Annotated in this window: 8 protein-coding genes; 5 read left to right on the top strand and 3 right to left on the bottom strand. The window is 68.0% G+C overall.

Annotated elements, in window-relative coordinates; all coding sequences use genetic code 11:
* Nucleotides 1-324: 324 nt before the first annotated feature.
* The gene (locus tag ACVOLJ_RS20295; RefSeq protein ID WP_025879374.1) at nucleotides 325-873 is read right to left on the bottom strand and encodes a Dps family protein; all 549 of its coding nucleotides are present in this window, start codon (nucleotides 871-873) and stop codon (nucleotides 325-327) included.
* An 86-nt stretch (nucleotides 874-959) separates the two neighbouring features.
* Between ACVOLJ_RS20295 and hrpA the strand changes: the two genes are divergently transcribed.
* On the top strand, nucleotides 960-5042 hold the full coding sequence (hrpA, locus tag ACVOLJ_RS20290; protein WP_481564941.1) for an ATP-dependent RNA helicase HrpA: 4083 nt from the start codon (nucleotides 960-962) through the stop codon (nucleotides 5040-5042).
* Between the two features lie 42 nt (nucleotides 5043-5084).
* Here the strand turns inward: hrpA and ACVOLJ_RS20285 are convergent, their stop codons facing one another.
* Nucleotides 5085-5621, bottom strand: coding sequence for a hypothetical protein (locus tag ACVOLJ_RS20285; protein ID WP_475280053.1), 537 nt, complete (start codon nucleotides 5619-5621; stop codon nucleotides 5085-5087).
* Between the two features lie 130 nt (nucleotides 5622-5751).
* Here ACVOLJ_RS20285 and ACVOLJ_RS20280 point away from each other — a divergent pair, with 130 nt between their 5' ends.
* Complete coding sequence (locus ACVOLJ_RS20280) at nucleotides 5752-7908, top strand: RelA/SpoT family protein (RefSeq protein ID WP_481564940.1); 2157 nt, start codon at nucleotides 5752-5754, stop codon at nucleotides 7906-7908.
* A 30-nt stretch (nucleotides 7909-7938) separates the two neighbouring features.
* Complete coding sequence (locus tag ACVOLJ_RS20275) at nucleotides 7939-9504, top strand: hypothetical protein (protein ID WP_481564939.1); 1566 nt, start codon at nucleotides 7939-7941, stop codon at nucleotides 9502-9504.
* Here the strand turns inward: ACVOLJ_RS20275 and ACVOLJ_RS20270 are convergent.
* Complete coding sequence (locus ACVOLJ_RS20270) at nucleotides 9501-11600, bottom strand: glycosyltransferase (RefSeq protein WP_475280050.1); 2100 nt, start codon at nucleotides 11598-11600, stop codon at nucleotides 9501-9503. The genes ACVOLJ_RS20275 and ACVOLJ_RS20270 overlap by 4 nt on opposite strands.
* Nucleotides 11601-11695: 95 nt before the next feature.
* Between ACVOLJ_RS20270 and mrcB the strand changes: the two genes are divergently transcribed.
* Both mrcB and ACVOLJ_RS20260 read left to right on the top strand, forming a co-directional pair.
* Nucleotides 11696-14137: a penicillin-binding protein 1B gene (mrcB, locus tag ACVOLJ_RS20265; protein WP_475280049.1), complete on the top strand. Its 2442-nt coding sequence runs from the start codon at nucleotides 11696-11698 to the stop codon at nucleotides 14135-14137.
* On the top strand, nucleotides 14137-14670 hold the full coding sequence (locus tag ACVOLJ_RS20260; RefSeq protein ID WP_481564938.1) for a hypothetical protein: 534 nt from the start codon (nucleotides 14137-14139) through the stop codon (nucleotides 14668-14670). The genes mrcB and ACVOLJ_RS20260 overlap by 1 nt, the downstream gene beginning before the upstream one ends.
* Nucleotides 14671-15121: the final 451 nt, after the last annotated feature.

The following is a 15121-nucleotide window of genomic DNA, read 5'->3' as shown; positions in this document are numbered from 1 at the left end:
CCGCCGCGGTGTCGGTTGCATGTTTTTATTAAATATCTCCAATCCCCCGTCGGGCGCTGTGCGGTGTGTCCTCTTTCCGGCCCCCCCACCCCAATGGCTGCGCTGGCAGATCGCGGAAGTCTGTCGAAGGCGGGGTGGGTCCGGTTGAGGGGGCGTGAGCCGCATGGATGCGGCGACCGAGCTTACAGGGACGTACTTGCAGCGTCCCCCTCAACCGGACCCACCCCGCCAACCCTCAGGAAACCAGCTGCTGCCCTTGACGTTGACGTTGAATTTGCTTCGGCAGGTGCAGGGCTGCAAGCCCTGCCGAACCCCCCTCAACCCTTACTGGAGAAGGGAACGCAGCATCCACGCATACTTCTCGTGGGTCTGCAGGCGCTGGGTCATCAGATCTTCGGTCGGGGCGTCGTCGGCGTCGTCGGCCACATCCAGCACTTCACGTGCCGTACGGCAGACCGCTTCGTTGGCGACCACCAACTGGCGTACCATTTCACGCCAGTCCGCACTGTCGGTCAGGCCCGGCTCCTCGACGATCGAGGTCAGCGCAGCAAATTCCCGGTAGGAGCCCGGGGCATTGAAGCCCAGTGCGCGGATGCGCTCGGCCACATCGTCCAGTGCCGCCCACTGCTCGGTGTACTGCGTCTCGAACATGGTGTGCAGCGAGTTGAACATCGACCCGGTGACATTCCAGTGGAAGTTGTGGGTCTTCAGGTAGAGCGTGAACGCATCGGCCTGGAACCGCGCCAGACCGTCGGCAATCTTCTTGCGATCGCCCTGGGTGATCCCGATATCGATGTTGGGGGCCGACGGCGCCGATGCCGCAAGCTTCTGCTTGCCGGTCTTGGGCTTGGTCGTGCTCTTGGTCTTCGCCATGGGGTTCCTCCTTGTGGAATCGTTGGCCTTCACAATAAATCAGTCTTGATGACTGGTCGCATTCAAAGTTTTAAACGAACCGATTGATGAACGCTATCGACAAAATGCCGCAGTCCCGCCAGCGCCAACAGCGTGCCGCCATTGACGGTGCCATGAGCCGCGACCGTGGACGATTGCTGGGAATGCTCTCGCGTTGCCAGGCCAAGCCACAGGATGCGGCGTTGGCCGCCACCTTCGAGCAGGCCTTGCAGGTATCGGTGCAGCGCCGGCAGGCGCGGGCGCAACAGCAGCCGTCCATTACTCTGGACCCGCAGCTGCCGATTGCGCGTGAAGCCGAGACGATCACCCAGCTGATCCGTGACCACCAGGTGGTGGTGATCGCCGGTGAAACCGGTTCGGGCAAGACTACCCAGCTGCCGAAACTGTGCCTGGCCGCCGGCCGTGGCCAGGCTGGCATGATCGGTTGCACCCAGCCGCGCCGGATCGCCGCGCGTGCAGTGGCCAGTCGAGTGGCCCAGGAGCTGCAGAGCGAGCTGGGGCAGCTGGTCGGCTACCAGGTGCGCTTCAACGACAAGGTCGGCGAAGACACCCGCATCAAGTTCATGACCGACGGCATCCTGCTGGCGGAAATCGCCAGTGACCGCTGGTTGTCGAACTACGACACGATCATCGTCGACGAGGCGCACGAACGCAGCCTCAACATCGACTTCCTGCTGGGCTACCTGAAGCAGCTGCTGCGCAAGCGCCCGGACCTGAAGCTGATCGTCACCTCGGCCACCATCGATACCGAACGCTTCGCCCAGCATTTCGACAATGCGCCGGTGATCAGCGTGGAGGGCCGTACCTATCCGGTGGAGGTTCGCTATCGCGCGCTGGAAGGTGAGGGCGAAGCGCAGGGCGAGCGCACGGTCAACGATGCCATTGTCTCGGCGATCGATGAAATCACCCGCCTGGATGCGCGCGGTGACGTACTGATCTTCCTGCCCGGCGAGCGCGAGATCCGCGATGCGCACCAGTCGCTGGAGCGCCGCAAGTACCGCAATACCGAGGTGCTGCCGCTGTACGCGCGGTTGTCCAACCAGGACCAGGACCGCGTGTTCAACCCGGGCCCGAACCGGCGCATCGTGCTGGCCACCAACGTGGCCGAAACCTCGTTGACGGTGCCGCGTATCCGCTACGTGGTCGATCCCGGTTTTGCCCGTGTAAAGCGCTACAGCCCGCGCAACAAGCTCGACCGCCTGCACATCGAGCCGATCTCGCAGGCCAGCGCCAACCAGCGCAAGGGCCGCTGCGGCCGTGTGGCCGAGGGCATCTGCTACCGCCTGTACGCCGAAGCCGACTTCCAGGCACGGTCCGAATTCACCGATCCGGAGATCCGTCGCTCCAGCCTGGCCGGGGTGATCCTGCGCATGCTGCAGCTTGGCCTGGGGCGGATCGAGGACTTCCCGTTCCTGGAGGCCCCCGACGAACGTGCGGTGGCCGATGGCTGGCAGCATCTGACCGAGCTGGGCGCGATCGACAGCGAGCGCCATCTGACGGCGATCGGCAAGCAGATGTCGCGCCTGCCGGTGGACGTGAAACTGGCACGCATGCTGGTGGCTGCGCAGGCGGCCGGTTGCCTGCGGCCGATGCTGGTGATCGCCTCGTTCCTGGGAATCCAGGACCCGCGCGAACGCCCACCCGAAGCACGCGGCGCGGCTGACAGCGCGCATGCGCAGTTTGCCGACGGTCGCTCTGAATTCGTGGGTGTGCTGCGCCTGTGGGATGCCTATCGCCAGGCCCACGAGGATCTGACGCAGTCCAAGCTGCGCGACTGGTGTGGCCGCCATTTCCTTGGTTTCCTGCGCATGCGCGAATGGCGTGAACTGCATCGGCAGCTGCGCCTGTTGTGCGAGGAGCTGGGCTGGAAGGAGGAAGCCGGCGAGGCTGCGATGTCGCCGTTGCTGGCCGGCAGCAGTGCACCGCCTGCGGCCCGTGATGATGCCACTGCAGTGAAGGCCACCCGTGGCCAGCTGCACCGTGCCGCGCGCCTTGCCCGCGAAGGCAAGGCTGAAACCGCACCTGCGCCGGTTGCCGCGCGCGCGCAGAAGGACCAGGCCCCGGACGGTGGTGGTTACAGCGAGCGTGCGCGCGCCGCTGCCTATCAGACCCTGCACCGCGCGCTGGTCGCCGGTCTGCCGACGCAGATCGGCCACCGCACCGACAAGGGCGATTTCCAGGCGCCGCGCCAGCGTCGCTTCCTGCCGTTCCCCGGCTCGACGCTGTCCAAGCGACCACCGCCGTGGCTGCTGGCGGCCAACCTGCTGGACACGCAGAAGGTATGGGGCATGACCCTGGCGGCGATCGAGCCGGACTGGGTGATCGCCGAACTGCCGCACCTGCTGCTGCGCAAGCACTTCGATCCACACTGGTCACGCGCGCAGGGCCAGGTGCTGGCCTCAGAGCAGATCAGCCTGTTCGGGCTGGTACTGGCACCGAAAAAGCCGGTGCACTTCGGCCGCATCAACCCCGGCGAAGCGCACGATATCTTCGTGCGGCAGGCACTGGTGACCGGCGAGATCAACACGCGCGCCAGCTTCGTGGCCGACAACCAGAAAGTGCTGGAGCAGGCGCGCGAGGAAGAAGCCAAGCTGCGCCGTGCCGGCATCGTGGCCGACGAGGACTGGCAGGCACGCTGGTACCTGGACCGGGTGCCACCGCAGATCCACTCGGCCTCCGGACTGGATGCCTGGTGGAAGGCGTTGCCACCGGAACAGCGCAAGGCCCTGCACTGGTCGCTGGTTGACCTGTTGCCGGGCGAGGGTAGTGAACAGGAGCGCTTCCCCAAGTACCTGGCACTGGGCCAGGCGCGGTTGCCGCTGCACTACCGGTTCGAGCCGGGCGCCGACGACGACGGGGTGACCCTGGACGTGCCGCTGCATCTGCTCAATGCGCTGGACCCGGTGCAGCTGGGCTGGCTGGCACCCGGCTTCGTGGCCGACAAGGCGGCCGCGCTGATCCGGAGCCTGCCCAAGGCGATGCGCCGCAACTATGTGCCGGCGCCGGATTTCGCGCGTGCGTTCCATGAGGCCTTCGCGCAGCCCAGCGCCGATGCGATCGGTGGCGAGCTGGCGCGCTTCCTGTCACGCGCCACCGGCGCCAAGGTGGCGTCAACCGATTTCGATCCGGGCTCGATCGAGCCGCACCTGCACATGAACCTGCGCCTGCGCGACGAGAACGGCAAGGTGCTGGCGACATCGCGCGATCTGGATGCGTTGCGTGCGAGCTTCGGTGGTCGTGCCGGCGATGCATTTGCTGCCCGCGCCGGACGCGAGATGGCGGCCGATGGCCTGCGCAGCTTCCCGGCCACGCCGATTCCGCTGCAGGTGCCGGGCGAGGCCGGCGTGCCCGCGTATCCGGCATTGCTGGATGAGGAAGACAGCGTTGCCCTGCGCATCTTCGCAGACCGGCAACAGGCAGAAGAGGCGCACCCGCTGGGTGTTCGTCGCCTGCTCGAGATCGGCCTGGGCGAGAAGATCAAGCAGGCACGCAAGCAGTTGCCGGTGGCGGCAAAGACCGGTCTTCTGTACGCCTCGATTGAAACCCAGGAGCGCCTGCGGGGCGATCTGGTCAATGCAGCACTGAACGCCGTGCTCGCCGATGGGCTGGGCGACATCCGCGATGCGGCTGCGTTCGAGCAGCGTCGCGAGCATGCGGCCAGGGCATTGTTCGGCGAGGCCATGCAGCGCCTGAAGCTGGCCGAATCGATCCTGGCGCTGGTGGCCGAGTTGAAACCAATGCTGGAAGCGCCGTTGATGGGGTGGGCGCGTGGCAACCTGGATGACATGGAGGCGCAGCTGGCCGGGCTGATCCATCCGGGCTTCCTGCGTGACACCCCGGCCGACGCGTTGGCGCAGTACCCGCGCTACCTGAAGGCGATGATTCTGCGCACCGAACGCGCCAAGCGCGATCCCCCGCGTGACCAGGCGCGCATGCTGGAACTGCACCCGTTCCTGGAGGCCCTGCAGGCGGGGCAGCAGCAGGGCCTGCGTGAGCGGCCGCAGTGGCAGGCGCTGCGTTGGGACCTGGAGGAACTGCGGGTCTCGTTGTTCGCCCAGGAACTGGGCGCGCGCACCGGCATTTCTGCCAAGAAGCTGGCGCAACGGGTCACCGCGCTGCGCCAGCTGTAATGCGGTAGCGCCGGGCCACGCCCGGCGTCTTCCTTCACGCCGTTACTTGGTGCGACGCACCTTGGGCTGGGTGTTCACGCCTTCGACCTTCAGGTACCACACGCCCATCACGCCGGGGCTGATGCTGACCTTCGGCGACTGCTTGCGCACGCCGGACACCGCGGTGGTATCGGTCTGTTCCCACTGCTGGCCGTTGTCGAGCACATAGATCCGACCCTTGCCGAAACCACGGAACTCGCCCTGCAGCACACCGCTGATCGGCTCGTTGCTGCCGAAGTCGAAGAAGCCACGGTTCTTCACGATCACTTCCTGGCGACCTTCCTCGCGTGCTTCTTCGCGCACGGCCGCGACCGCCTGGGTGGTGGCCGCTTCCACCTTGCCCTGCAGCCAGCGGTTGAGCGTGGCCAGTTCGTCGGCATCGAGCTTGTCCAGGCCGGCGGCCTTGAATTCGGCGGGCGACATCTGCTGCTGCAGATCGCCCTGCACCACGCGCTGGGCCAGCGCAGGCGCCGAGAGGGACAGCAGCACGACGGCACAGGCCAGCAGGCGCGGGCGGAATGGCAGGGTGATCGAAGACATGGCGGAACTCTCCCGGGGTTGTCCGCGAGTGTAGCGGCATGTCCACATTCCGGGCGATGGCAGCTGCGGCGATTGTTCCTGAACGGCTGCGGCGCTAGTGTAGGGGCCTCTGTCTTGCCTGCTCGATGCTGTGAACCGCGCTTCCGTACCCGGCCTGGATGCCTTGTTGAACCGTCCCTCGGCAGCCGTGCTGCCTGCTCCGCTGCGCCAGGCCCTGCGCGAGCACTGGGAAGCCCCCGATTGCGACCCGCAGATGCGTGCCAGCTGGTCGGTGCTGGGCGACACCCTGGATGCGCTGGCAATGCTTTCGGCCGACGAAGGCGCGGTGGTGGCGGCCCTGCTGTTCGACCTGCCGGGCCTGCGTGTGCATCTGGATGCGTTGCCGCTGGGCAGCCACAAGGCGGCGGTGGTCGGCCTGCTGGATGGCCAGGATGCGGCCGATCCGGTCTGGGCCCTGCATGCCGGCCGCGAGGCTGGCCGCAACAGCGAGGGCCTGCGCCGGCTGCTGCTGGCGATCATCCGTGACCTGCGGGTGGTGCCGATCCTGCTGGCCCGCCAGTTGGCGCGCATGCGCGCGGCCGACAAGCTGGACGAGGAACAGCGCCGCGCGCTGGCCCAGCTGACCCGCGACATCCATGCGCCCCTGGCCAACCGGCTGGGCATCTGGCAGTTGAAGTGGGAACTGGAAGACCTGGCGTTCCGACACCTCGAACCGGACACCTACCGGCGCATCGCGCGCGAGGTGGACGAAACCCGCATCGCGCGCGAGCGCTATGTCGAGAACGTAAAGAAGGTGCTGTCGCGCGAACTGGGCGTGCAGGGCATCCGCGCTGAAGTCAGTGGCCGGCCCAAGCACATCTACAGCATCTGGCGGAAGATGCAGAAGAAGCGCCTGGCGTTCGATCAGCTGTACGACATCCGCGCAGTGCGGGTGATGGTCGACGATGTCGCGGCCTGCTACGCCGCGCTGGGCGTGGTGCATGCGCTGTGGGCACCGGTGCCGAGCGAGTTCGACGATTACATCGCCCGGCCCAAGGCCAACGATTACCGCTCGCTGCACACCGCGGTGGTCGGCCCGGAAGGGCGCACCATCGAAGTGCAGATCCGGACCCATGACATGCACGCGCAGGCGGAGCTGGGCGTTGCCGCGCACTGGAAGTACAAGGAAGGCGGCAAGGGCGCGGAGAAGTCGTTCGACCGCAAGATCACCTGGATGCGCCAGCTGCTGGAGCAGGCCCAGGACGGGCAGGGCAATGAACTGGCCGGAGCGCTTGATGCCGAGCTGACCGAGGACCGGGTCTATGCGCTCAGCCCGAAGGACGAGGTGCTGGACCTGCCGCAAGGTGCCACGCCGCTGGATTTTGCTTACCAGGTGCACACCATGGTCGGCCACCGTTGCCGTGGCGCCAAGGTCAACGGCCGCATCGTGCCGTTGACCTACCGCCTGCGCAGCGGCGACCGCGTCGAGATCCTGACCGGCAAGGAAGCCGATCCGCGCCGGGACTGGCTGATGCCGGCAAACGGCTTCCTGGCCAGCAATCGCTCGCGCGAGAAAGTGCGCAGCTGGTTCCACAAGCTCGACCGCGCGCGCAACGTGCACGCCGGGCGTGAGCTGCTTGAGCGTGAGCTGAAGCGGCTGGGCCTGCAGCATTCGGATCTGACGGCTGCGGCGAAGAAATTCCATGCCGACAGTGTCGACGACCTGTACATCCAGGTCGCGCTTGGCGACACCGGTCCGAACCAGGTGAGTCGTTCGCTGCTGGAAGCCGAGCGGGCGGCCAGCCAGCCCGCACCGGCGCCGACACTGCCGCGGGCGACCGCGCGCCGTGAGAACCTGGGCAAATCCAAGTTCACCGTGCAGGGCGTGGGCAACCTGCTGGTGCAGCTGGCACGGTGCTGCCAACCGGTGGCCGGCGAGCCGATCGTCGGCTACCTGACCCGTAGCCGGGGTGTCACCGTGCATCGTGCAGACTGCGTGGCGCTGGCCCGGTTGGCCGCGAGCAGCCCGCAGCGCATCCTGCCGGTTGAATGGGGCCAGGCCGGCGGCGGTTATGAGGTGGACGTGGTGGTCGATGCGGTCGACCGCCGCTGGCTGCTGAAGGACATCACCAATCTGATCGCACAGGAAGACGCCTACGTGCTCGACATCCACAGCGACAACGTCCGCAACAGCGGCCGCGCGCACCTGCGGCTGCGCTTGAAGGTCAGCGACTATGGCCAGTTGTCGAACCTCCTGGGCAAGCTGGATGCGTTGCCCGGTGTCAGCGAGGCCCGTCGTCTGGGCTGAGCTTCACGCAGCCCCGGCTACCCTGCACGCATGGAACGCGAGCCCCCGCATCGCTCACACGGCGCCGCACATCCGGCGCTCGACCGCGTTCGCCGCGAAGGCCGCTGGTGGTGGCTGCAGGCGCGTCATGCGCGGCAGGTCTGGCGCTGGGCGCTGCTGGCGGCGGCCACGGTGTTCGTGCTGCTGGTGCTGGTGCGCAAACCATTGGCGGACTGGTTCTGGGATGAGCCACAGATCGAGCAGCTGCTGGCCGAGGGTGATCGCGCGCTGGCCGCAGGGCGCCTGAGCGCGGCCGATGGCAGCGGTGCGCGCGAGCGCTACCAGGCGGTGCTGGCACTGGATGGCGACCGTCCGCAGGCGCGGCAGGGCCTGGCCCGCACCGGCGCGGCAGCCTTGCAGCACGCGCAGCAGCGTCTGCAGGCCGGCGACCTGGAGGGCTGCGCGCAGGCATTGGCACTGGCGCGTGAGCTGCAGGTGCCACGCGCCGAAGCCGACGCGTTGGCCCAGCAGCTGCAGGCACGTCGTCGCGCCGGTGCCGGTATCGGTGCGTTGCTCGCGCAGGCACGCAACGCGTTTGCCGCCGGCCGGCTGGATGACGGCGAAAGCAGCGCCTTGCCGTTGTTCCAGCGCGTGCTGACCCTGCAGCCGGACAACCTGCCTGCGCTGGAAGGCCGCGAGGATGCGTTGAGCGATCTGCTGCAGCACGCACGTGCGCAGGCCGGGCGCGGCGAACTGACCACGGCTGCGGCGATCCTGCAGCGCGCCGGCCAGTTCGATGCGGGACATCCGGACCTTCCTGCCAGCCAGGAAGCGCTGGCACGGGCGATCGACCAGCGGTTGCAGCAGGCGCAGCGTGCGCTCAAGCGGCAGCAGCTGGAGACCGCTGCGGAGGGTTTCCTGGCGGTGCTGGCAGTGACCACCGACGATCCCACTGCGCTGCGCGGGCGCGAGCAGGCCCTGCAGGCACTGCTGGCACGCAGCCAGAAACGTGCCGATGATTTCCAGTTCGAGGCCGCCGCAAAGGATGCTGCGCTGGCCGCCCGGCTGGGTGCCTCGCCGCTTGCGCAGCAGCAGTTGGAGCAGCGCCTGCAGCGCGCGCGGCAGGCAAGCCAGTCATTGCAGCAGCCGGGCATCAGTAGTGCCCAGCGCGAGCGCCAGCTGCGCGACCGGTTGCGCCAGATCGATCGTGCCGAACGTGCGGGGCAGTGGATCAGCCCTCCCGGGCACAGCGCGTTTGATGCATTGCGCGAAGCGCAGGCGCTGGCGCCCCGCGATACGCGGGTCAAGGCCGCAGCTGCGCGCCTGCTGCCGGCCAGCAGGGCCTGCTTCGATGACAACCTGCGGCAGAACCGGGTGCAGGCTGCCGGCGCGTGCCTGCAGGCCTGGCAGACGCTGGCGCCCACCGCAGCGGCGCTGCCGGATGCGCGCGCACGCCTGGCGCAACGCTGGCTGGCCATCGGCAGTGAACGCCTGGGACGGGGCGATGTGGAGTTCGCGGCATCTGCGGTGGAGCAGGTGCGACGGCTGCAACCGGACCTGCCCGAGTTGCCCGCGTTCGAGGACCGCCTGCGGCATGCAGGCGGCCACGTCGACTAGTCGAAGAACACCCGCTGTACGGTTGCCGACGCCGCATCCAGCGAGAAATGCTCGGCCACGTTGGCCAGCCCGGCGCTGGCCAGCTGCTGCCACAGCTGCGGGTCCTGGTAGAGACGCACCACCGCATCGGCGAAGCCGGCGGCATCATCGGCGACCAGCACGTCGTGGCCAGCGCGCAGGTGCATGCCTTCCACCGCGCAGGTGGTGCCGACCACCGGCTGGCCGTGGGCCATGCTCAGGTTGATCTTGCCCTTCACGCCGGCACCGAAGCGCAGCGGGGCGATGGCAATGCGCGCGCCATCCATGTACGGCACGATGTCCTCCACGAAGCCGTGCATCAGCACGCCCGGCTGGGCAGCGGCCAGCGTCAGCAGCGACTCCGGTGCGCCCGCGCCGATGCAGTGCAGTTGCACCTGCGGCAGTGCCGCGCGGATGCCAGGGAACACCTCGGCGATGAACCATTCCATGGCATCCAGGTTCGGCGGGTGGCGGAACCCGCCGACGAACACCAGATCGTGCCGCTGCGCGAATGGCGCGCCACTGCCGGCGACCTCGTGCAGGTTGGAAATCAGTTCCACCCGCACCTGCGGTGCATCGGCCAGCAGCTGTTCGCGCTCGGCGGCGCTGACCAGCACGGTGATGTCGCACTGGTCCATCACTGCCAGCTCGCTGGCACGGGTGCGCTCGGCATTGCGCAGCAGGCCCGCATCGCCGGCCACTTCCGCCCCCCGGCGCTCACGCAGGTAGTGCAGGTCAACGGTATCGAACACGGTGCGTGCCTGCGGCGCGTAACGTGCGAGCAGCGGCAGGCATTCGTTGGCGACATGGTGGCGCACCATCATCACGACATGGAAGCGGCCGCCGTGGGCGCGCAGCCAGCCGGCCACACCTTCCAGGAACGGCGCGTACCAGACTTCCACGCCCATCCGCTGCAGTGCCTCGGTGGCCGCGCCACCGTGTTCGCGCCGGGTCGGCACGAACACCACGTGCGCACCGCCCTGCAGCAGCAGGCGGATCAGGTTCACCTGCCGCAGCGAGCCGGAATCGCGCTCCGGGCGGGGCACCTCCTCATCCAGGATCAGCACCTGGCGGCGGCCTGCCAGCAGCAATGCGGGCGAGGGCACTTCGCCCACGGCCGGATGACGTGCCAGTTCGGCCGCCCATCGTTCAGCGAAAACGCCCTGGTTGCGCACCTGGTAGGCCTTCACGCCGCTGCCGGTGTCGGTGCCGTTGCTGGTGCCTTCGTCGTGGATCACCCGGCTGGCCGGCTGCACCAGCACGCGCAGGCCCAGTGCACGCACGCGGAAGGCCAGGTCGGTGTCTTCGTAGTAGGCCGGCTTGTAGCGGCTGTCGAAACCGCCCAGCTGCTGCCACAGTGCGCGCGGCAGCATCAGCGCGGCGCCGGAACAGTAGTCCACGTCGCGCAGGCTGGCAAAGCGCGGATCATCGGCCGCTTCGAAACGGCCGTAGCTCCAGCCACTGCCATCGGCGAAGATCACCCCGCCGGACTCCTGCAGGCGGCCGTCGGGGTACAGCAGCTGGCTGCCGACCAGGCCGGCAGCGGGGGTGGTGGCGAAGGTGGACAGCAATGCATCCAGCCAGCCCGGCTGCGGCACCGTATCGTTGTTGAGCAGCACCACATAGCGGCCGCGCGCGCGCGACACCCCGTCATTGCAGGCTTCGATGAAGCCGCCGTTGCGCGCGCGCACTTCGTAGCGCAACCCGCTGATCTGCGGCATCCACTGCACGGTCTCATCGCTGCTGCCGTCGTCCACCACCAGGATCTCGCAGGCCACTGCCGGCGGGTGCGCGGCGAGTGCGCGCAGGCAGGCCAGGGTGTGCTCGACATGGTTGTAGACCGGAATGACGATGCTCACTTCCGGTGCATCGCTGCCGGGCACGGCGAACGGCGCGAACGGTTGCGCCGCTGGCAGGTACAGGGGGGTGCGCGGCGCCGGAACGGCGCGCTGGGTGTGGACCCGGATGCGCTGCCAGGTGGCCCGCCAGCCGCGGGTGCGCAGGCTGGCCAGGCTGCGTCGGGCCAGGCCGGTCAGGCGGTTCAGCAGGTAGCGGATTTCGGCCAGGGACATCGCCATCCGGTTGCAACTCCAGCTTAAGCAGGGGGGCCGGGAGAATTCGCCTGCCGCAGCGGCTGGGGTAGACTCGCCAGACCCTACATTGTCGCATTCCCGTGCCCCGACGCTACGATTCAGACGACATCGACGATTTCGACGACGACGACCAGCAGGACGGCAGTCCGCTCTGGCGGCGCCGACTGATCACCTGGAGCATGGCGGCGGTCGCGTTGGGATTGGGTTTCCTGATCCCCTATACGCTGTACCTGAACCAACAGGTGACCCAACGCTTCGGCGAACTGCGCTGGCAGATCCCCACGCGCGTGTATGCACGCCCGCTGGTGCTGGTGCCGGGCAAGGCGATGGATGCGGCAACCCTGAAGACCGAGCTTGCCGCTTCGGCCTATCGCGATGATGGCCAGGGCAAGGAACCGGCCACCTATGCGGTGCAGGGCGGGCGCTTCGTCATTTCCAGCCGTGGTTACAACGATGTGGATGGCCAGGTCGCTGCGCGCCGGGTCGAGATGTCGCTGTCCGGCGGCAGCATCGCCTCGCTGCGCGATGCCGACAGCCGCAAGGCGTTGAAGGCCGCCCGCCTGGATCCTGCGCGCATTGCCACGCTGTATGGGCAGAAGCAGGAAGAGCGCCGGCTGATCCGCATGAACGAGGCCCCCGACCTGCTGGTGACCGGCCTGCAGGCAGTGGAGGACAAGGACTTCAACCGCCACCACGGCATCGATCTGTCCGGCATCGCGCGTGCGGTGTGGGTGACGGTCCGCTCCGGCGGGCAGAGCCGCCAGGGTGCTTCCACCCTGACCCAGCAGCTGGCCCGCAGCGGCCTGCTCGGCATCGGCAAGGAACAGACGGTCACCCGCAAGTTCAACGAGGTGCTGTACGCACTGATCATGGAAGCGCGCTACGACAAGCGCACCATCTTCGAGGCGTACCTCAACCAGGTGTACCTGGGCCAGCGTGGCAGCCAGGCGATCCATGGCATGTCTTCCGGTGCCGAGTTCTGGTTCGGCCGCGACCTGTCGTCGCTGGAGCCGGAACACATCGCGCTGCTGATCGGCCTGGTCAAGGGCCCGTCCTACTACGATCCCCGGCGCAATCCCGAACGCGCGCTGGACCGTCGCAACTTCGTGCTGGGCAAGCTGCACGAGGCGACCCTGATCGACGACGCCGAGTACCAGCGTGCGTTGAAGGCACCGCTGGGCGTGCCCAAGACCCCCGGCCTGGTGGCGGCCAACCGCTTCCCGGCCTACGTTGACCTGGTGCGTCGCCAGCTGGGCCATGACTATCCGGAATCGGCGCTGCAGGGTGCCGGGCTGAGCGTGATGAGCGGCATGTCGCCGTCCGCGCAGGCGTATGCCGAAGGCGCGGTGACGCGCACCATCAAGTCGCTGGAAAGCAAGCGTCGCCCGGAACTGCAGGCCGGCATGGTGATGACCGACGTGCACAACGGCGATGTGATCGCTGTGATCGGCAGCCGTGAAGTTTCCGAGGTCGGCTTCAACCGCGCCATCGAAGCGCAGCGTCCGGTCGGCTCGCTGCTGAAGCCGTTCGTGTACCTGCTGGCGCTTGCGCAGCCGGACCGCTATTCGCTGGCCAGCTGGGTGGACGATTCACCGGTGACCGTGCAGCTCAGCCGCGGCCGCAACTGGAACCCGGGCAATGCGGACAACCGCAGCCACGGCACCGTGCGGCTGATTGATGCCTTGGCCCATTCCTACAACCAGGCCACCGTTCGCGTGGGCATGCAGGTCGGCCCGGAGCGGGTGACCCAGTTGATCCACGTGCTGGCGGGCATCAAGGCCGAGGCGAATCCGGCGGTGATCCTCGGTTCGACCGACCAGAGCCCCTACGCGATGGCGCAGCTGTACCAGTTCCTGGCTTCGGGTGGCGAGATCCAGCCGTTGCATGCGGTGCGTGGTGTGCTCGATCCGCAGGGCAAGCTGCTCAAGCGCTATGACAAGACCCCGGCGCCGGCGCAGGAAGGCGATTCCATTGCCGCCAACCTGATCAGCATCGGTCTGCAGCAGGTGGTTGCCAGCGGTACCGCGCAGCGACTGAACGCCGATGGCCTGGGCCGCCTGCAGCCGGCCGGCAAGACCGGTACCACCAATGATGGCCGCGACAGCTGGTATGCCGGTTACACCGGCGACCACCTGGCGGTGATCTGGATGGGCAACGACCAGAACGAACAGGCCGGCCTGTACGGCGCCACCGGTGCGATGCGGGTGTGGTCGGGCATCTTCCAGCGCCTGCCCAGCGCGCCGCTGAAGGTCAGCAACAAGGGCCTGGACTGGCAGCCGGTCGCTGCCACCGGTACCAACAGCACCGATGAAGGTTGCCCGGGTGCGCGGCGCTTCCCGTTCGTGGTGGGCTATGCCCCCGCTTACGAGCCGTGTGCACCGGCGGCCGTGCCCGAAGGGCAGGGCGATGCCGAGGGCGAAGGCGGTGGCTGGCGCAGCTGGTTCGGCCTGGATCGCAAGCCGGAGCCCGCCGCTGAACCTGCCGCTGCGCCTGCGGCAGCGACTCCTCCTCCAAGCCGGTAATGCCGATGACACGTCGTTTTCTCATTCAACCCCTGCTCCTGAGTGGCCTCAGCCTGGCATTGGCGGCCTGCGTGAGCAGCGCGCCGCAGGTGGTCAAGCCGGTTGACACCACCACGCCGGCCCAGCGCCTGGCCGCGGTGGAAACCGCCGCCGGCCCGGACGACCAGGAACTGTCGGTGCAGCCGTTGCGTGATTCGCAGGTGGAAGATCTGCGGCAGACCGCGCTGAGCCAGCGCCAGGCCAACGATCTGGCCGCTGCGGCCGCCAGCCTGGACCAGGCACTGCAGATCGTTGCCGGCGATCCGTCGGTACTGCAGGAACGCGCGGAACTGGCGCTGTTGCAGGGCAAGTGGGCGGAGGCGGAAACCTTCGCGCGCAAGGCGGTGGATCTGGGCTCGAAGACCGGCCCGCTGTGCCGCCGGCACTGGGCGACGATCGAACAGGCACGTTTGGCGCGTGGCGAGAAGGAAAACGCGGTGTCGGCGCATGCGCAGCTGGAAGGCTGCACCGTGCCGGGGATCAAGCGGTACTGAGTTTCCAGCCAACGGCGCAGCCCCTCGTGGCTGTGGGTTGGTCGCTGAAGCCAGAAGCAAAAGCCGCGCTGGGCCGGGCGGGGCAGGTTCGCGGGGGACGCCGTGAACCCGTCCCTGGGGGCTTGGCCGCGGCATCCATGCCGCGGACACCCCCGCGAACCCACCCCGCCCGGCCTCTGACAGTTTCCGTGTGTATCCAGCCACGGAAAAGAAAAATCAAATCAAAAGCGGGTCGCGCGCTGCGCGCACTTGCCATTTTCCTTTTCCTTCCCCGTTCCACCAACCGCTTCTGAAATGGCAGTCGAGCAAGCTCGACGCTACGCCGCGCGTGCATCCGTCACCGGGAAATTGTCGACGGCGGGGGGGGGGGGGGCGGGCCGCCGGCGTGGGGGCCGGCGTGGGGCGGGCCGCCCCCCCCGGGGGGGGTTTGGGGGGGGGGGGGGGGCGCGCC

Source organism: Stenotrophomonas sp. STEN046, from assembly GCF_056759755.1.
Note: the sequence above shows the minus strand (reverse complement) of the source record. Positions and strands in the feature narration are given on the sequence as shown.